At 69.5% G+C, this 16,979-nt stretch carries 19 protein-coding genes and 2 pseudogenes; 11 read left to right on the top strand and 10 right to left on the bottom strand.

The genetic code is table 11. The annotated features are described in order from the left end of the window. Positions 1-279, bottom strand: a 279-nt coding sequence (locus tag IG98_RS0140915) for a transposase (RefSeq protein WP_211264328.1), incomplete at its 3' end; no start/stop codon positions are given. A 44-nt stretch (positions 280-323) separates the two neighbouring features. Here IG98_RS0140915 and IG98_RS0140920 point away from each other — a divergent pair. Then, a pseudogene (locus IG98_RS0140920) lies at positions 324-530 on the top strand (Tn3 family transposase); the annotation flags it as partial. Positions 531-610: 80 nt separating this feature from the next. Here the strand turns inward: IG98_RS0140920 and IG98_RS0140925 are convergent. Continuing rightward, on the bottom strand, positions 611-1,750 hold the full coding sequence (locus tag IG98_RS0140925; protein WP_157594809.1) for a hypothetical protein: 1,140 nt from the start codon (positions 1,748-1,750) through the stop codon (positions 611-613). A 147-nt stretch (positions 1,751-1,897) separates the two neighbouring features. On the opposite strand from IG98_RS0140925, the gene IG98_RS0140930 reads away from it, so the two are divergent. Next, the gene (locus IG98_RS0140930) at positions 1,898-2,221 is read left to right on the top strand and encodes a hypothetical protein (protein WP_030925415.1); all 324 of its coding nucleotides are present in this window, start codon (positions 1,898-1,900) and stop codon (positions 2,219-2,221) included. A 215-nt stretch (positions 2,222-2,436) separates the two neighbouring features. On the opposite strand, the gene cuyB is transcribed toward IG98_RS0140930, so the two are convergent. After that, entirely contained in the window at positions 2,437-3,273 is an 837-nt protein-coding gene (cuyB, locus tag IG98_RS0140935; RefSeq protein WP_063766376.1) for a cysteate racemase, read from the bottom strand. After that, positions 3,270-3,464, bottom strand: a complete 195-nt coding sequence (locus IG98_RS0140940; RefSeq protein WP_030925419.1) for a hypothetical protein — start codon at positions 3,462-3,464, stop codon at positions 3,270-3,272. The genes cuyB and IG98_RS0140940 overlap by 4 nt, the downstream gene beginning before the upstream one ends. Positions 3,465-3,585: 121 nt before the next feature. Between IG98_RS0140940 and IG98_RS0140945 the strand changes: the two genes are divergently transcribed. Further along, on the top strand, positions 3,586-4,626 hold the full coding sequence (locus IG98_RS0140945) for an Lrp/AsnC family transcriptional regulator (RefSeq protein ID WP_030925422.1): 1,041 nt from the start codon (positions 3,586-3,588) through the stop codon (positions 4,624-4,626). 3 nt (positions 4,627-4,629) lie between these two features. On the opposite strand, the gene IG98_RS0140950 is transcribed toward IG98_RS0140945, so the two are convergent. Both IG98_RS0140950 and IG98_RS0140955 read right to left on the bottom strand, forming a co-directional pair. After that, positions 4,630-5,811, bottom strand: a complete 1,182-nt coding sequence (locus IG98_RS0140950) for an amidase (RefSeq protein ID WP_169750281.1) — start codon at positions 5,809-5,811, stop codon at positions 4,630-4,632. A 143-nt stretch (positions 5,812-5,954) separates the two neighbouring features. Next, entirely contained in the window at positions 5,955-6,830 is an 876-nt protein-coding gene (locus IG98_RS0140955) for a LysR family transcriptional regulator (RefSeq protein WP_030925426.1), read from the bottom strand. Positions 6,831-6,939: 109 nt separating this feature from the next. Here IG98_RS0140955 and IG98_RS0140960 point away from each other — a divergent pair, with 109 nt between their 5' ends. From IG98_RS0140960 to IG98_RS55030, 6 genes and pseudogenes are all read left to right on the top strand, one after another. Beyond that, positions 6,940-8,508: an amidohydrolase gene (locus IG98_RS0140960; protein ID WP_030925428.1), complete on the top strand. Its 1,569-nt coding sequence runs from the start codon at positions 6,940-6,942 to the stop codon at positions 8,506-8,508. Between the two features lie 14 nt (positions 8,509-8,522). Further along, positions 8,523-9,476 (top strand): ABC transporter substrate-binding protein, encoded by a 954-nt coding sequence (locus IG98_RS0140965; RefSeq protein ID WP_030925431.1) that lies wholly within the window; start codon positions 8,523-8,525, stop codon positions 9,474-9,476. A gap of 2 nt (positions 9,477-9,478) precedes the next feature. Further along, on the top strand, positions 9,479-10,387 hold the full coding sequence (locus IG98_RS0140970; protein ID WP_245651925.1) for an amino acid ABC transporter permease: 909 nt from the start codon (positions 9,479-9,481) through the stop codon (positions 10,385-10,387). Beyond that, positions 10,384-11,184: an amino acid ABC transporter ATP-binding protein gene (locus IG98_RS0140975; protein WP_030925435.1), complete on the top strand. Its 801-nt coding sequence runs from the start codon at positions 10,384-10,386 to the stop codon at positions 11,182-11,184. Before IG98_RS0140970 ends, IG98_RS0140975 begins: the two co-directional genes overlap by 4 nt. 166 nt (positions 11,185-11,350) lie before the next feature. Beyond that, positions 11,351-11,596, top strand: coding sequence for a response regulator (locus tag IG98_RS49665; RefSeq protein ID WP_051753574.1), 246 nt, complete (start codon positions 11,351-11,353; stop codon positions 11,594-11,596). Positions 11,597-11,774: 178 nt separating this feature from the next. Beyond that, positions 11,775-12,008 (top strand): annotated as a pseudogene (locus IG98_RS55030) (helix-turn-helix domain-containing protein); the annotation flags it as partial. A 31-nt stretch (positions 12,009-12,039) separates the two neighbouring features. Here IG98_RS55030 and IG98_RS53970 read toward each other — a convergent pair. Next, positions 12,040-12,618: a hypothetical protein gene (locus IG98_RS53970; RefSeq protein ID WP_030925438.1), complete on the bottom strand. Its 579-nt coding sequence runs from the start codon at positions 12,616-12,618 to the stop codon at positions 12,040-12,042. Between the two features lie 696 nt (positions 12,619-13,314). Between IG98_RS53970 and IG98_RS0140990 the strand changes: the two genes are divergently transcribed. Continuing rightward, positions 13,315-13,947, top strand: coding sequence for a GNAT family N-acetyltransferase (locus IG98_RS0140990; RefSeq protein ID WP_030925439.1), 633 nt, complete (start codon positions 13,315-13,317; stop codon positions 13,945-13,947). 315 nt (positions 13,948-14,262) lie between these two features. Here the strand turns inward: IG98_RS0140990 and IG98_RS0140995 are convergent, their stop codons facing one another. Further along, complete coding sequence (locus IG98_RS0140995; RefSeq protein ID WP_030925441.1) at positions 14,263-15,693, bottom strand: alpha/beta hydrolase family protein; 1,431 nt, start codon at positions 15,691-15,693, stop codon at positions 14,263-14,265. A gap of 152 nt (positions 15,694-15,845) precedes the next feature. Next, complete coding sequence (locus IG98_RS0141000) at positions 15,846-15,986, bottom strand: hypothetical protein (RefSeq protein WP_157594810.1); 141 nt, start codon at positions 15,984-15,986, stop codon at positions 15,846-15,848. A 141-nt stretch (positions 15,987-16,127) separates the two neighbouring features. Between IG98_RS0141000 and IG98_RS0141005 the strand changes: the two genes are divergently transcribed. Then, entirely contained in the window at positions 16,128-16,526 is a 399-nt protein-coding gene (locus IG98_RS0141005) for a hypothetical protein (RefSeq protein WP_030925445.1), read from the top strand. 209 nt (positions 16,527-16,735) lie between these two features. Here the strand turns inward: IG98_RS0141005 and IG98_RS0141010 are convergent, their stop codons facing one another. Next, positions 16,736-16,915: a hypothetical protein gene (locus tag IG98_RS0141010; protein ID WP_030925447.1), complete on the bottom strand. Its 180-nt coding sequence runs from the start codon at positions 16,913-16,915 to the stop codon at positions 16,736-16,738. Positions 16,916-16,979 lie beyond the last annotated feature (64 nt).

The raw sequence follows: 16,979 nt of genomic DNA on the forward strand, positions 1-16,979 counted from the left end.
CTTGGACCGCGTCCCGTTGCGGGAGTTGCCCGTCTGGCGGCCGGCTCGCTCGTGCTTGTCACAGCCGAGGTGATCGGTGATCTCGCCTTCCAGCGCCGACTCCAGCACCAGCTTCGTCAGCCGGCCCAGCAGCCCGTTCTCGCCCACCAGCTCCAAGCCCTCGGCGCGGGCCTGGTCGACCAGCCGACCGACCAACTCGCGATCCGACGCCTCGTCTTTCCGCGTCACCGCGGCTTCCTCCAGGTCCGTGTCTGCGGATGCCTGAATCACAGTACTCATCAGGTGTATCTCCTTGATCAGGAGTTACACCGAAAACCGTCCCCGCCCTGGACCTGATGAACGTGGTGCGCACCCTGGTGGCCGAGGGCTGGCCCATCACCGCCGAAGAGCTCGGCGCGCTGTCGCCCTACCTACGCGCCCACATCAGCCGGTTCGGCGCCTATGCCACCGACGAGATCGGTGTAGAGCCTGCGGTGTTCAACCCTGAGCTCAAGAAGATCGACTTCACTGTTCTCGACCTCGCCGCCTGAAGCGCGGAGCGGCACTGGCAGAAAGACACCGCGGGCTGATGGCTGATCATTGGCCCCTGCCAGTGGCGTCTCGACCCTCATCAGCGCCTCATCCAGATCCACCCACTGCTGTGCTCGTCGAAGGAGGGGTTGCCGCCGACCGCGAGCACCTGGTCGCCTCCGGGAACCTTTGCCATGTCGAATACCTCGGGCGCGTTGTTGATCCTGGGCGCCTTCTCGTATGTCCAAGATCGGCCGTCGAAGTGGAGCAGAATGCGATGGTCGTCGTAGGCGTAGTTGGAGGCGCCGAGCCATACCCCGCCGCGGCCGTCCGGCGCCACGGATCCGAACGAGGTCGCCCCCGCAGAGACGCCGCCGGCCAGGTTCCATCGGCCGCCATCCCAGCGCATTAGCAGCGCGGCCTGGCGGCGGCCTGGCCACAGGACCGAGCCTGCAACCCATACCTCCCGCGCCGATATCGCCACGACGTCGCGGAACTGGACCTTTGCGCCGCTGAGCGACGGCGGCGTATGCACGGCTCTCCAGCGGTGTCCGTCCCAGTGCTCGATCATGGAGACGTCGCCCAGATCACCGCCGGCAAGTGCCCACAGGTCATCCGGGGCCGCCGCGCTTAACCTGCTTATGTAGGGCGAGGGGGAGGAAACCTCGGACCAGCCTGACGGAGACCAGCGCGCGAGGGGGAGGGGACGCCAGGACGGGCTGTTCCGCGTGCCGACGTTCTGTGTGCCGGCGACCCACACGTCGGCAGGTCCGGCGACGACGGCGTCCTCCACGACGACCGAGCGCGGCCAGGGCGGTCGTCCCCGGCCTGACCACCGGTGGCCGTCCCAGCGCCACGCGTCCGCGTCCCGATCGAAGATCCAGACGTTGTTCGCGGACATTCCGGACACCACCTTGGGATACCGCAGCCCCTCCGGTGGGCGCGTGGACCGCCATACGCGGCCGTCCCAGCGCTGCAAACTGCCGCCATACCGGCCGAGACTCTCGCCGTCGGTACCCACCGCCCACGCCTCGCCGGGCGCGGTCGCGACGACCCTGATCATCGCGGCGCCCCCACCGCCCGTCTCCGTCCACACTCCCGCAGACAAAGACAGGCCCCCCTCGGCCGGAGTGCTGTGGCCCGGCGCTCTCCCCGAGGAGTCCTGCGAGTCCGCGCCGTCGCCTGAGCATCCCGCCGCGGCGATGCTCAGCATCGCGATCGCGGCTAGTCGCCTGATCATGAGCGGATTGTACGGAAACCGTGCCATGAAGCAGGAGCGGGGGCAGAGTGTGGTGAAACGAAAACGCACAGTAAGCCCGTTCCCGCAGCTCGGCCATGGTGGTGAAGGCCCCTGGAGGTAGATCCGTTATATCGGCTCCAGGAACGCATGGCCCACCGCACCCGCGACCGGCAACCACTGCTGCCAGTCCTGTCCCAGCACGTCAGCGACAGGTGGCACCGGCTGCGCGATTCCACGAGAGACCAGCGCCACAACCGGCCCCCGGTCTGTGCGATAAACCGAGTTACCGGCGAGCCGGTGAAGGTCTTCCGCGAGGAGAAGCTCGCGTTCTGGCAGTGGGCCGTCATCGACACGCTTCGGCTGGCTGGCCTGCGGGCTGAGGAACTGACTGAGCTGAGCCATCTCAGCATCCGCGACTACCAGCGGTTCAACGGCGAAGTGGTCGTTGGCCCGTCCAAGAGCGACCGGTAACGAGTCATCCCCATGTCGGCCGAGCTGTTCCATGTGATCGCCCAGATCATCCGACGCTACCGCGACGAGCGCGGTAGCGTTCCCGTCTGCGCACGCTACGACCTGCACGAGAAGCTCTGGAGCCAGGAACTGCCCTACCTGTTCCAGACCCTTCACAGTGGCAGTCAACGCGGTATGTCCGCTCACACCGTCTGGTGCACAATCGGCCGGGCTTGTCAGGAACTCGCAGCCACCCATCCCGAGTTCGCCACCGTCAGGTTCTCTATCATCTTGGGCCTGTTCACCGGAGCTGCCGTGGGCGCGCCGGCCATGACGGTCGTGTTGTGGCCGGCCGTTCGACGGCGCGGCGGGAGGCGCTGAGCGCCGAGCACCATGTCGACGACCCGGCGGGCCAGCAGGCGGGCGGGGTCGAGAACCGGGACGGGGACGCGGGAGCCGTCCAGAGCCAGGACGAGTTCGGTGCACGCGGTGACGACCCGCTCCGCGCCGCGATCGGCGAGGGCGCGGGAGAGTTCCTCCAGCGCCTGCCGGTGGGTCGGTCGGACGTCGCCGCTCTTGACGGCGCCGATGGCCGTCGTGACCTGCCGCTGGCCGGGCTCGTCCGGCTCGATCGCCGCCACGCCGCGCCGTCGCAGAGCCTCCGCGTACAGGCCGGCGTGCATGGTGCCCGAGGTGGCCAGCACTCCGGCCGCGCGGACGCCGTCGGCGTCGAGGGCGTCGGCCGTGACCTCGATGATGCTCACCAGCTCCAGCCCGGCCTCGTCCGCCAGCCGCGGGACGAAGGCGTGAGCGGTGTTGCAGGGCACGGCTAGCACCTCGCACCCCGCCCGCTTCAGCCCTTCGATGCCGCGCCGCAGGTACGGGGTCGGGTCCTCGCCGCCGCCGAGCAGACTCAGGGAACGGTCGGGGACGCGGGGGTCACCCCAGATGACGACGGGCACGTGTCCCTGGTCGCAGGTGGCCGCTGTCTCCTCCACGAGCTTGCCGTAGAAGTCGACGGTGGCCGCCGGGCCCATGCCGCCCAGGACGCCGACCAGCCGGGTCTCGCTCACCGGGCACCACCGGCGATGACGTGGCCGGACAGTGCCGTGCCGGTGCCGGGCGTGCGCGAGAGGGCGCCGGGCGACATGGGACGCCCGCCCTTGACCACGACGGCCAGGTCCGCGACCGCGTGCGGGCCGGACCCGGGATCGACGGCCCGTCCCCCGGCCGGCACCGGGGCGCAATCGTGGAGCTGGGTCATTGGGAAGCGTCCTCTCCCATGTGGTGAGCTGGGCGAGCCAGGGTCGGCTGCCCGCACAAGGATCGAGGTATAAGGTGAACCCGGTGTTCAGACGCAGCAATGTGACATCGAAGGAGCGATCATGCAGGTTTCCGGCGTCGAGCCTCAGCGGCTGCTGTCGGAGACCGACCTCGAACTCATCGACGCCCTCCAGATCAACCCGCGAGCGAGCTGGGTGGACGTCGGGACGGCGACCCGCGCGGATCCGGTGACGGCGGCGCGGCGCTGGCAGCGGCTGAACAGCACGGGTGAGGCATGGACCAGCGTCGCCCTGGGGCAGCGCCAGATGCACGCGATGAGCATGGCTTTCCTGGAGATCGACTGCGAGGCCGGGGCGGCGGCCGAAGTCGCCGGCACGCTCGCGGCGGCGGGCCACCTCATCACCGTGCAGCACGTCGCCGCCGGTCACGACCTGTTCGTGATCGCCGTCGCCGCGTCGATGCCGGCGCTGGCGGACTACCTGCTCACAGATCTGCCGCGGGTGCCCGGCGTGGCGAAGGTCCGCACCCATATCGCCACGCGCGTCTTCGAGGCCTCGTGCCGCTGGCGGTTGCGGGTGCTGCCGCCGCGATCCGTAGGTGTGCTGGCCAGGCGGTCCGGGCCGGCGGAGTCCACCAGGCAGATGGACGAGATCGACCGGCTGCTGTTCAAGGCCCTGATCGCAGACGGCCGCGCCACCTACTCCGAGCTCGCGGAAGCCGTCGGCAAGTCCGAGCGCACGGTGCAGCGCAGGCTGTCACGCCTGGTCGCGACCGGCGACATCGACTTCCGCTGCGACCTGGCGCGCTCGCACGCGGGCTGGCACTCCTCGGCGGTGCTGTGGCTGCGGATGCCGGACGGCCGGCTGGAGGAGACGGGCCGGGCGCTGCTCGACTGGCCGGAGACGCGGACGTGCGCGGCGCTCGCCGGGGCCCGCAACATGCTTCTTACCGTCGGCCTGCACGGGGTCTCCGACCTGCATCCGCTGGTGATGCGCCTTGAGGAGCGGTTCCCGTACGTGAGCATCGCCGACCGGCAGATCGTTCTGAGGCAGTCGAAGCTCTACGGGCGGGTCCTCGACCCCTTCGGCCGCTGCACGGGCGTCGTCCCGGTGGACCCGTGGAGCCTGTCGCCGCGTATCTGATGTTCAGCGCGGCGCGGGGATCGCGCCTCCGCCGGCCTCCCAGCACAGGCCGGCCCGCAGTACGTCGGCCTCGCCGCGCCCCACCACCTGCAGGTCTCCGATGGCCAGCGCGGGCAGGCCGAGCGCGGACACGACGGAGGTGATCCGGCCGACCTCGCCGCGGACGGCGGCCTCGTCGCAGCCGGCCCGCGGCGCGGGGCCACCGAGTGTCGGCGTGATCAGGACGTCGATGCCGGACATCTCCGCCGAGAACCCGGCCCGGACGGCCAGGAGTTCTTCCACGGCCCGGCGGTACTCCCGATGGCAGACCCCGGCGGCGTCGTCCAGCTTCCGCCGCACACCCTCGCTGTAGCTCGCGGCGTTCACCGGGTAGGTGGCCTCGTGGGTGCGCCGAGCCTGCGCGCCCACGATCGTCCAGTACGGGGCGAGAATCTCGTACGGCAGGGCGATCTCGCGGACCTCGGCGCCCAGGTCCGCGAACTCCCCGGCCTGCGCGCATCCTTCGGCGACGCCGACGACCAGCCCCGACAGCGAGCGCGGTGGCTCGACGGCCTCCCCGGAGAGCACCCGCCACACACGCGCGCAGTCGGCGACCGAGGTGGCCATCGGCCCGACCACGTCGAACATCGGGGCGAGGGGCGCGACCCCCTCGGAGGAAAGGACGCCGGCCCTTGGGCGCAGTCCGACCACACCGCAGCAGGCCGCCGGGATCCTCACCGAGCCGCCGGTGTCGGTGCCGAGGCCGACCCGGGCGATCCCGGCGGCGAGCGCCGCGGCCGTGCCGCCGCTCGACCCGCCGGGAGCCAGGTGCTCGTGGCGCGGGTTGCGCACATCGCCCCAGTGCGGGTTCTCGCTCGTGACGCCCCAGGCGAACTCGTGCTGGTTCGCCTTGCCGACCAGCAGCGCCCCGGCACGCTCCAGCAGTTCGACGCACGGCGCGGTGGTCAGCGCCTCCTCGCTCCCGTACAGGACGGATCCCCGGGTCGTGCGGAGCCCGGCGACATCGATCATGTCTTTGACCACGAACGTCCAGGCCCACAGCTCGGGCGGGGTGGCGGGCACCGGCCGGTCGCGGCGTGCGAGCCGGTCGATGACCGGCTCGGGGCCGGACTCGATGAGGATGTTGTGCCCGCTGTGCAGGCGCATGGCCTCGGCGGACCTGGCGATCGCCGCCTGGTGTTCCACGATCAAGAACCTCCTAACGCCCGCCCCAGTCACAGGGGAGCCGGCCGGTGACGGACCCGGCGCGCCGGGTCCGTCACCGGCTGCGCCCGTAATCCGGCACATGCTGGCAGATCCACCGTGTCCAGTCGAGTGCGCGGGAGCGGTCAGACCGTCAGCGCGTCCAGCAAGGACTGCAGCCGGGCGGTCTCGCGGTCGGGATGGACGAGGGTGAAGATGCTGCGGCTGATGTTCAGCCACGGCACGTCGACGACCACGATGTCCGGGCCGTGCCCGCGCAGCGCGAGGTCGGGGACGAGCGCCGCGCCCATCCCCGCCCCGATCATGGCTATGGTGATCTTGAAGTCGTCGGAGTGGCAGGCCACCCGGGGGTGCAGGCCCCAGTGGGCGAACAGGCCTTCGAAGAGGGAGGCGTCGCTGGTCGCCGGGTGGTGCATGATCCACGGAAGGTCGACGAGGTGCTCGACCCGGTAGGGCGCCAGGTCGGGCCAGCTGCGCGGCAGGACGAGCTTGTAGCGGTCCTCGGCGATCCAGCGCCGGCCCAGCGCCGACGGCCATGACAGGCCGGAGTTCCCCACCTGGTAGATGATCGCCGCGTCCATCTCGCCGCCGGCGCCCAAGCGTGGGATGAGCTGGGAGGACTCGGCGACGGAGACCCGGATGCCGCTGCGCTCCTCGGGCTCCATCCGCCGCAGGACTCCGGTCAGCACGTCGGCGAAGCTGGGGAAGATGCCCAGGCGGATCTGCCGCTCGCTGTTCCTGTGTACGGCCTGGACGGTGGCGACCATGCGCTCGATGTCGATGAGTACGGTCTCCGCCTGCCTGGCCAGCACCTCGGCGGCGCTGGTGGGCAGCACGCTGTGGGCGGAGCGGGCGAACAGCTTCACGCCGATCTCTCGCTCCAGCGAGGCCATCTGCTGGGAGACGGCCGATGAGGTGTAGCCGAGCCGGTTGGCGGCGGCGGCGAAGGACCCCAACTCAACGACTTCACGGAGAGTGCGCAGGTGGTCCGGCTTCAGCATTAGAGTTCCTTGTGCTCAGCGTTGCTAAATGTCGTGTTTATAGCGCTTCCGACTTCTTTCCGCCACTCCTACAGTGATGGCCACCGTTCCTCAACCCTTAGAGAGTCATATGAGCATCCGCGTATATCGCAATGCCGCCATCCGCACAGGAGACAGCGGCCACCCGTTGGCCCAGGCCATGGCCGTGGACGGCGAGCGGCTGCTGGCCGTCGGCGGAGAGGCGGAGGTACGCGAGGTCGCGGGCCCGGGAGCGGAGCTGATCGACCTGGAGGGTGCCGCCGTGCTCCCCGGGCTCTACGACGCCCACATCCACACCGCGCAGTACGCTCTGAGCCTGGACGCGGTGGATCTGCGCGACGTGCGCTCCCTGGACGACGCGCTGACCATGGTGGCCGCGCACGCGGCGCGGCTGCGGCCGGGTGCCTGGCTGTTCGGCGGCCGGTGGAACAGCAACACCTGGGATCCGCCGGCGCAGCCGGACAGGTACGCGCTGGACTCGATCTGCCCCGAACTGCCGGTCGCGCTGCCCAACGTCGACGGCCACACGGTGTGGGCCAACTCCGCCGCCCTGCGGCTGGCCGGCATCGACGCCACCACCCCCGACCCGGTGGGCGGCGAGATCGTCAGGGACGCGAGCGGGGAGCCCACCGGCATCCTGCGCGAGTCGGCCTCCTACCCGCTGCGCAACCTCATGGTCTCCGCCGACCTGCGCGACCAGCTCCGCGCCGGGCAGGAGGAACTGCTCGCACTCGGTCTGACCAGCGTGCACGACATCGACGGCGAGGACTGCCGGGCCGCCTACCTGGAGCTGCGCGAGGCCGGTGAGCTGAAGCTGCGCGTGCACAAGGCGATCCCGATGATCCACCTGGAGGCGGCCATCGCCGAGGGGCGCCGCACCGGGCAGGGCGACGACTGGTTCCGCACCGGGCCCGTGAAGATCTTCAGTGACGGGGCGCTGGGCTCGCACACCTGCCACATGGGCGAGTCCTTCGTCGGCGAGCAGGGCAACGTGGGCATCGCGGTCACGCCGTACGAGGACCTGGTCAAGCTGTTCGGCATGGCAGCCGGGGCCGGCATCGCGGTGGCCACGCACGCCATCGGGGACCAGGCCAACCACCTGGTCATCGACGCCTACGAGGCCATCGGCCGTACGGCGGGGCTGCGGCACCGCATCGAGCACGCCCAGCACCTGCGGACCGGCGACTTGACCAGGATGGCCAGGCTGGGCATCGCCGCCTCGATGCAGCCCGTACACTGCACCAGCGACATCGACCTGGTCGACTCCCTGCTGGCCGGGCACGATCTGGCCTCCTACGCCTGGCGCGGGATGCTGAACGTCGGCGTCGCGCTGGCCTTCGGCTCCGATGCCCCGGTCGAGCACCCCAACCCCTTCGCAGCACTGTACGCCGCGGTGACCCGTACCCGCACCGACGGCACACCCGCCGGTGGCTGGCAGCCCGAGCAGCGGCTGAGCATGGGCGAGGCCCTCACCGCCCACACCCTCGGCGCGGCCTACGCCGCGGGCGAGGAGGAGAACAAGGGCGTCCTCGCCCCCGGCAAGCTCGCCGACTTCATCGCGGTGGACACCGACCCCTTCGTGGAGTCGCCAGACGCGGTGCTGCGTACCAAGGTCATGACCACTGTCGTCGGCGGCGAAGTCCGCTGGCAGCACTCCTGAAGGAGCCCTCCCCGTTGAACACCCGGATTCTCACCACGCTCGCCGCCGGCGCACTGCTGGCCGCCACCACGGCCTGCGGCGCCCAGTCCCTGGACGGCGGCACGTCCGACGCGGCGGTCGCGACGCCGGACGTCGTTCTCGACCCGGCTCCCACCGAGGAGAAGGCTGCCGACGTCATCAACGCCATCACCCCTGACAAGGACCTCGCCGCCAAGGCGCCGGCGAACGTGAAGTCCGCCGGCCTGAAGGTCGTCTCCTCCCTGGGCTACCCGCCGATGGAGATGTTCGCCAGTGACGGCAAGGCGGCGATCGGCTTCGACCCCGCCCTGACCAGGGCCATCGCCAGGAAGCTCGGCGTCAACGTGACCATCACCGACGAGGAGTTCAACTCACAGATCCCCGGGGTGCTCACCGGCCGCTACGACTTCGTCATCTCCTCGATGACCGACAACCCCGAGCGGCAGGGACAGGTCACCTTCGTCGACTACGTGCAGGCGGGCTCGGCGCTGCTGGTCAAGAAGGGCAACCCGGCCGGCATCGCCGGGCCGGCGGACATCTGCGGCAAGACCGTCTCCGTCGTCGACAACGGCTCCTCGATGGAGCTGGCCGAGAGCTACGACGCCGACTGCAAGAAGGACGGCAAGACCGCGGTGAACATCCTGAAGTTCCCCGGCGACACAGAGGCCATGCTCCAGGTGCGCAACGGTCGGGCGCAGGCCACCGTCACCGACTACGTGGTGGCCGCCTACAAGTCCGCAGATCCCAAGCTCGCCATGGAGGCGATCGCCCTCGAAGGCACCGAGAGCCCGTGGGGCATCGGGATGAAGCCGGACAACAAGGAGCTCATCGAGTCCGTCAGGGGCGCGCTGGACGCGCTCATCCAGAGCGGGGAGTACGGCAAGCTGCTCGCGGCGTGGAACCTCGACAAGCTGGCCGTCCAGTCCGCCGTGATCAACGGCGGTAAGTGACCGTGCGGACCGAACCGATCACCGACGCGTCGGGCAGGCCGATCCCCGTCGCGCGGACCTGGCACTGGGGCCGCTGGCTGGCCGCGGCGGTCGCACTGGCGGTCGCGGCCCAGCTGGCCTACCTCATCGTGGCCAACCCAAACCTGGACTGGGGCAAGGTCGCCGAGTACGTGTTCCACGAGCGGATCCTGAGCGGGGTCTGGGTAACCATCGAGATCTCGGTCCTGGCCACGGCCCTCGGGCTGGTCCTGGGCGTGCTGGTCGCGATCATGCGGCTGGCGCACAACCCGGTGCTGAGCGGGCTGGCCACGTTCTACATCTGGTTCTTCCGTGGCACGCCGGTGCTGGTGCAGCTCATCTTCTGGTACAACCTGGCATTCCTGTTCCCCGAGATGGTGCTCAAGATCCCGTTTACCATGATCGGCGTCAAGTGGGACACCAACGAGGTGATGACCGGCTTCACCTCGGCCATGCTGGGGTTGGGGCTGAACCTGGCGGCCTACTTCGCCGAGACTGTGCGCGCCGGGATCCAGGCCGTCGACAACGGCCAGACCGAGGCGGCGTACGCGCTGGGCATGACCCCGGCCAAGCGGATGCGGGTCATCGTGCTGCCCCAGGCGCTGCGCATCATCATCCCGCCCACCGGCAACGAGTTCATCTCCATGCTGAAAACCACCTCGCTGGTCTATGTGGTCGCCGGGCACGACCTGATGACCAATGCCAGCCAGATCTACAAGGTGAACAATCTGATCATGGAGCTGCTGATCGTGGCGAGCCTTTGGTACATGCTCATGACCGCCGTGGCGACCTTCCTGCAGGGCAGACTGGAGCGCCGCTTCGGCGCCGAGGCCGTACGGCTGGTGCGCGGCGGCGGCCTGGCCACCAGGATCCTGCCGAAGGCGGCCGCATGAACACGCCGGACAAGCAGGTCGTGCGGGCCTCGGGCGTCCGGATGAGCTACGGCGAGGTGCAGGTGCTCAACGGCGTGGACCTCACTGTGGCCGCCGGCGAGGTGAGCTGCGTCATCGGCCCGTCGGGCTCGGGCAAGTCCACGTTTTTGCGATGCATCAACGGACTGGAGCCGGTGCTCGACGGCAGCCTGCGAGTGCTCGACCAGGAGGTCGGCCATACCCTGCGCGGCGGCAGATACCACCCCTGGACACCCAAGGAGTTCGCCGCCTTCCGCAGGAACATCGGCATGGTGTTCCAGCGCTTCAACCTGTTCGCCCACCACAGTGCGCTGGAGAACGTCGCCTGCGGCCCCGTCCACGTCCTGGGTATCCCGGCGGACCGGGCACGGGTGCTGGCCATGGAGCACCTGGAGCGGGTGGGCCTGGCCGACCACGCGCACAAGCGGCCCCACCAGCTCTCCGGTGGCCAGCAGCAGCGGGTGGCCATCGCCAGGGCGCTGGCGATGAACCCGGAGCTGATGCTGTTCGACGAGCCCACCTCCGCCCTGGACCCGGAGCTGGTCGACGAGGTACTGGAGGTCATGAAGGGCCTGGCCGCCGAGGGGATGACGATGGTCGTGGTGACCCACGAGATCGCCTTCGCCAGGGAGGTCGGCGACTGGCTGACCTTCTTCGCCGACGGCGTGGTCGTCGAGCGGGGCCGACCCCGCGAACTCCTGGCCAACCCGGGTCACGAACGGACCAGGGCCTTCCTGTCCAGTGTGCTCCACCCGCAGGAGCGACAAGCGTCCCAGTAGCGCTCCGTCAGGTGGCCGGGGCGGCGAGGCCGATGCCGCTCCGGGCCGTGCGGCTCTCTATCTTGGCGGGGGCACGTTCGTCACCAGATGGAAGGGAACCGAGTGATCCGCGTTCTGCTGGCCGCGGACATGAGCATGCTGCGGGAGGCTGGCCGCTCTGCCGGCGTTGGAGGACGACATCGAGATCGTCGCCGAGGTCGGGACCGGTGACGTGATCGTGCCGACGGCTCTGCGCACCCGTCCCGACGTGGCCGTGATCGACATCGAGCTGCCCGGTATGGACGGGCTCAGCGCGGCCGCCGAGCTGCACGAACGACTGCCGGAGTGCCGGGCGCTGATCCTCACCGGCGTCGGGCGATGTCCGCGCACGCGGCGGGGTTCATGGTCAAGGACTCCCTGCCGAAAGAGCTGATCGAGGCCATCCGCACCGTCGCCGGGGGCGGCCGGGTGGTGGCTCCTCCGCTCGCCTTCGTGGCCCTCAACGTCTAGTGAGCCGGTCTTGAGTGCCGGTGTCACCATGTGAGTCGTGTCCTGTTTCAGATTCGAGGGCTGCTGGTGACGCAGCCCGCGCGGTGCGCTCTGCTGGAGAGATGGGGGACACCAGACTGGAGCCGCTGGTGCTGTCAGAGGCCGAGCGGCTGACATTGCAGGGATGGGCCAGGCGCCGCACGACCGCGCAAGGGCTGGCCTTGCGGGCGCGGATCGTACTGGCCTGCGCCGAGGGCGGCAGCAACATGGCGGTGGCGGGACGGCTGCGCATCCACCGCAAGACGGTGGCCCGCTGGCACGGACGGTTCCTGACCGGCCGCCTGGACGGGCTGAGCGACGAGCCCCGGCACGGAGTGGAACGCACCATCACCGACGCCAGGTGGAGGAGGTGGTGGTGCGCACTTTGGAGGAGGTACCTGCCGGCGCCACGCACTGGTCGAAACGGGAGCCAGCCAAACAGGTGGGTATCTCGCCCACCAGCGTGCTGCGGATCTGGCGGGCCTTGGCGCACCCAGGACTCCAAGATCTCGCCCTGCAGGGCGTCCTGGACGCCGAACGCCGCCAGGCCGCCACCGCGGCCGACGACCACGACCGGCAGATCGCCACCCTGCAAACCGCGCCGGCCGACTGCGCCGCCGATCTCGAGCAAGCCCGCAGCGACCTGAAAACCGCAGGTAGCCCATTGAACGCGCCGAGACCGGCCGGCAGAAGGCACACCAGGACGCTGAGGCGGCCCGCGCCGAGACCGGCCGGGTCCGCGAGGAACTCACCGCCGAACGCGTGGACCTGCGGCAAACCCGAGTTCAACGCGATGAGGCACGAACTGCGGACCGCAGTGGCCGACGCCCGACTGGAGCGCTGGAGCGAGCCGAACACCGTGCCCAGGCCGCCGAGCAGCGCGAAGTCACCGCCCAGCAGACGATCAGCCGTCTTCTCGCTCTCCAACCGGCTCCAGAGAACGCGTCGGCTGAGGGCTCAGGCGGCGCCGCGCGTCGCGAGGACTTCTCTGAGCGTCCCTGAGACGCGCACGCCCTTCCGTCGCAGCGGTCGTCGACGCCGGAAAACGCCTCTCTCAACGCCATCTCCCTCCCCCTGTTCAGGGGTGCAGGCATCGACCGGCCAGGCGAAGAGGCTGAGTGCTGGACAGACGATCGTGGAGAGGGTCTGCTACCGGTCCCGCGATGACTGCAAATCTGCAGCGGGATGTCAGTAGCGCTACCTGCGCATTCTGCATGAAGTGTCAGTGAATCTGCATGTGCTGTCAGTGAGAACAACTCCACAGGGCTGACGCCCCTTTGACGACAGGCCTACATACGGGCCACTGCCCCAGCTCCTTCGCGCTCGGCGAGCGTGGCCAGCATCGGTTCCGACGACGGCAAGTGCGCCGGATCGATCAGCGGCCTGGCTCGCGATACGGACGGCGACGACTGGGACCGCTCGATTAACCAATCGCTGGGGACCGGCCCACACTGTGAGATGTCCGATGGCGGCCATCACGCGAGGTGGCCGCACGAAGGCGGGTACGGTCCGAACGTGGCCTCCCTACGTAAGGCTCCTGGTGGCAGCGGACGCATCCCGACCATCACCCCGGAACGCCTCGCGCGTGGATGGTCCGGCCCCGACGGCTCGAAAATTCGACCGATGGCCGACGGCGAGGCCGAACGCTGGCTGAAGCTACTGGAGACGGCTGGCGTCGAGCGTGACGACACTCTCCTGGCGGCAGTGGGCGATGGGCCACTTGGCTGGCTGCTGTCTCTGGGCCTATCCGGCGGGCGCGCTGCTATGAGGCGTCGATTTCTTGAAACGGTGAGCGTGCGGACCGAGGAGGCGGCGGTCCACGCGCTAGTCGGTCTCTCGATACCCTTGATCGTCCAGGACCGTGCCGGCCGGCTGGTAGGAGCGTTGCATGCGGTCTCCCTTCCTCCGAAGCTCGTGGCCAATGCCGCTGACAGGGGTATTCCGCTCGAGGTCATGCTTGCGGCTCTCACCGCAGTGGTGAAGATCCGAGCTGTGGCTGTCGACGAACGGGCCCGCGGCCGGGGCATCGGATCGGCGTTGCTGACCCGGTGCCTGCAGTTGTACTTCCAACTCGGCTTCCTTTTGGCCTACGGTCAGTTCCGCGTCGGTAGCGGCTTGGAGACCTTCTACACCCGGCATGGCTTCGATGTCCTTGATGAGGGCACGGTTCTCAGCTTCCACGACCGCCTCGGCCTTCCCTTCAGCGTCACAGCTGAGCCGGGAGAGCGGATCTTCGCTTGCGCAAGCAGTAGTTAGAGGCTGGACAAGACGCGCCACATGAGTAGCGCAGGCCGCTACCAACGCGACCCATGACGTCTAGAAGATCTTTGGGCCTGTTGAGTGCCTCAGCACTCCTTGCACCATGCTCTCAGGAGGTTCAGCGATCAGGGTTCGTCCGGACTGGAAGGATCCGAAATTAGCCGCAGACCAAAAAATACATCAGGGTGCGCGCTAGCGATGGTTCTATGTCTATAAGTGCTGATTCTGACTGGCCTATCAACCTGAGTGCTCCGCATAAGCGCAGGTGAAAGGCATATCCGTTGGATCCCGCGCCACTACTACCGGGACCCCCTATAGGACGGTCAGGCGGCCGTACCTGGACAGGGCTGCGGTCAGGTCGCCGGATTTGCCTCGGAGTGTGGCGTCCAGGAAGGCGACGGTGGTCGCCGCGGTGATGCGCGGCCCGGCAGTCCGGCCGAGGGAGCCGATGAGCGCGGGCAGGGGCGGCAGGAAGAGCGGGGCGTCGGTGAAGGTGAGGTGCGCCGCGCCGGGGACGGTGAGCCGGTAGCCGGTCGCCGTACTGAGCTGGAGCACCCGCGTGAGGCGCGGGATGTAGTCCGGCTCCTCGCCCGGTTTGACGTCATGGGTGAGCGCGAGCACGGGCTGGTGGAACGGTCGCGTTGCGGGGTCGCGGGGGAAGCCGTCCAGGTCGATGACGGCTGCGAACCGGGGGTCCTGGCGGGCGGCCTGCAGGGCGGCGGCGCCCCCGAGGGAGTGGCCGGTCGCTGCGGCGCGGCGGGTGTCGAGCCGCCCGATCAGGAGGCCCGGGATCTCTCCACGGTCCAGGCGGCCGAGCTGGGTGAGTACGAAGCTGAGGTCGGCGGCCCTGACCGCCGTCCACCCAGCCGCGCGCCTGTCGTCCTCCGCCTGGTCGCCGGTGGCCGCAACCTGGGTGCGGATCGTCCGGCCGTCGGTGAGGGTGACAACGGCCGAGTCGTATGGGTGGTCGAGGGCCGCCACGACGTACCCGTGGCTGGCCAGTTCCTCGGCCCAGGCGGTGTTCTGGGTGCGCACGCCTCCGAGCCCGGGTGAGAACAGCACCACGGGGAACCGGCTGCCTCCGCCGGCCACTGGGGCATCAGGCACTGAGCTCGTGCGGGCGCGTGACGGCTCGTCGAGAATGAAGCGTGGAAGGCCGAGGTAGTCGGCCTCGCCGCGGGCGACGAGCTGTGCTTCTTGCGCCGTGCGGCCGAGGTACCACGCCCGCTGGGCGGCCGGGGGACCGCCCTGCGCGGGATACCAGAGCTGGACGACGACCGTCCGCTTGTCATCGGCCCGGGACGTGGCGATTTCCGTGCGATCAGGGTCGGTCCACTGCACGACGGTGGTGCCAACGGCGTAGGCGCCCGATGGCTTGGGGAACACGGGCAGGGGCAGCGCCCACGCCGCCGCCGCGCCCGCCAGGATCAGGGCCAGGCATGCCACCGATCCCGGCAGGGCCAGCCACCATCGAGTCTGCCGCGCGGGCCGCCCGGCACGCCACCTCAGCAGGGAGGGAGCAGCGAACGCCAGCGCGATGGCCCCACCTGCGAGGACGGGTAGGAGCTGCCAGCGGATCCCGAGCACGGCCAGCACAATCGCGGACACCCCGAGGGCCGCCGCGCCAGCCAGCGTCGAGGGTCGGCGCGCCCCGGTCGGCAGCCAGCGGGCCAGCACCAGCATGACGGCGGACGCCAAGGCCAAGAGCTCTGCGAGGGACAGGCCGAATACGGTCACATTCATGTGATCACTGTGGCGGAATGACCTCAGCCAGACATCGGCCCAATGTCGAGAGTTGTACGCGACCCCGGTATGACCTCTCGCGGCCCGTCTGCGACCGGGGTCGTAGGGGTTCCCGGTAGTCCTGGCGCCTCCCGGACGAACGCTCGACCGGCCTATTTTGGGAGCTCGCCCAGATGCACGCCGACGGCGAGCGCGTGGCGGCGGAACTGCACGCGGAACTCGCGGCCGCCGGGCGCCAGCGTGACCAGGCCCGCCGCGGGCAGCAGCACCGCGAAGACATGTGGGCGACGCATACCGCCCGGGACATCGCCGAAGCCCAGGCCAGCCGAACTGCGCGAACTCGGCGTCATCGCCACCAAGACCGGCATCCCCACGACCTCCCTCCGTCGCTACCGCACCACCGCGGATCAGCAGTCCGACACAGGATCACCCACATGACCGGCCGCCACGACGACCCCACCCACGACGCGGTTCCCGGCCTCGACTGGTGGCTCGACGACTCCGAGCTCTGGACACTGCTCGAGTTCGAAGCCCGGCATGACGAACACAACCGGCCCATCGACCTCACCTGGAAGGAACGGCAGCAGGTCCTTGAAAACCTGATCCGCGGACCCGGCCCCGTTGATCTGCCCTTCGCGCGGTTCCTGCTCACTCAGGAAACACGCGCGTACGGACACTCCTGGGGCTTTCGCCACGGCATCGAGATCGCCGCGATCCTGGTCGCCGAACACCACCAGGTCCAAGACGTCTGGCTCCTGTGGGAAGCGATCTACAGGAGCTTCGACACCTGGGGCATCGGGGTTGAGGAACAGCGGGACAGTCATTGGCGGTAAACCGCTGCGTCGCAGGTCGCGGAAGACTGTGCAGGGCGTCGGGGCGGTGTCTTCCGGAGCCGCCGCTGTTCCTCGACCCCGGTTGCGTCGCGTGAAGGCCTGCGCCGCGGTGGGCGACGAAACCGGCGCGGGTTGCGTCGCGCGAGCTCGGGCCGCGGCCGCCGCGACGAAACGCGGCAAGCTCACGGCGCCGCTGAGCAAGGGGGGCATCAGCTCTTCTGGGATCGGGCGGCCAGCGCCTGGACCAGCCAGGCGCGATCGGCGGCCAGCGTGGCCTCGTCATCAAGGCCGGGTGCGGCTCTGGGCTCGGGTTCGCCGGCCCAGCGCGGGGCGGAGGGCACGGCGTGGCGGGCCAGGACCTCGCGCTCGAAGATCTCCTCGGGCTCCACCAGACCCGATCGGGGCCGCTGAGCGGCGATCGCCGCGTGATCGACCTCTTCTCGCTACAGGCGC

The organism is Streptosporangium amethystogenes (assembly GCF_000721075.1).
In the GTDB taxonomy this organism is placed as follows: Bacteria; Actinomycetota; Actinomycetes; order Streptosporangiales; family Streptosporangiaceae; genus Streptosporangium; species Streptosporangium amethystogenes.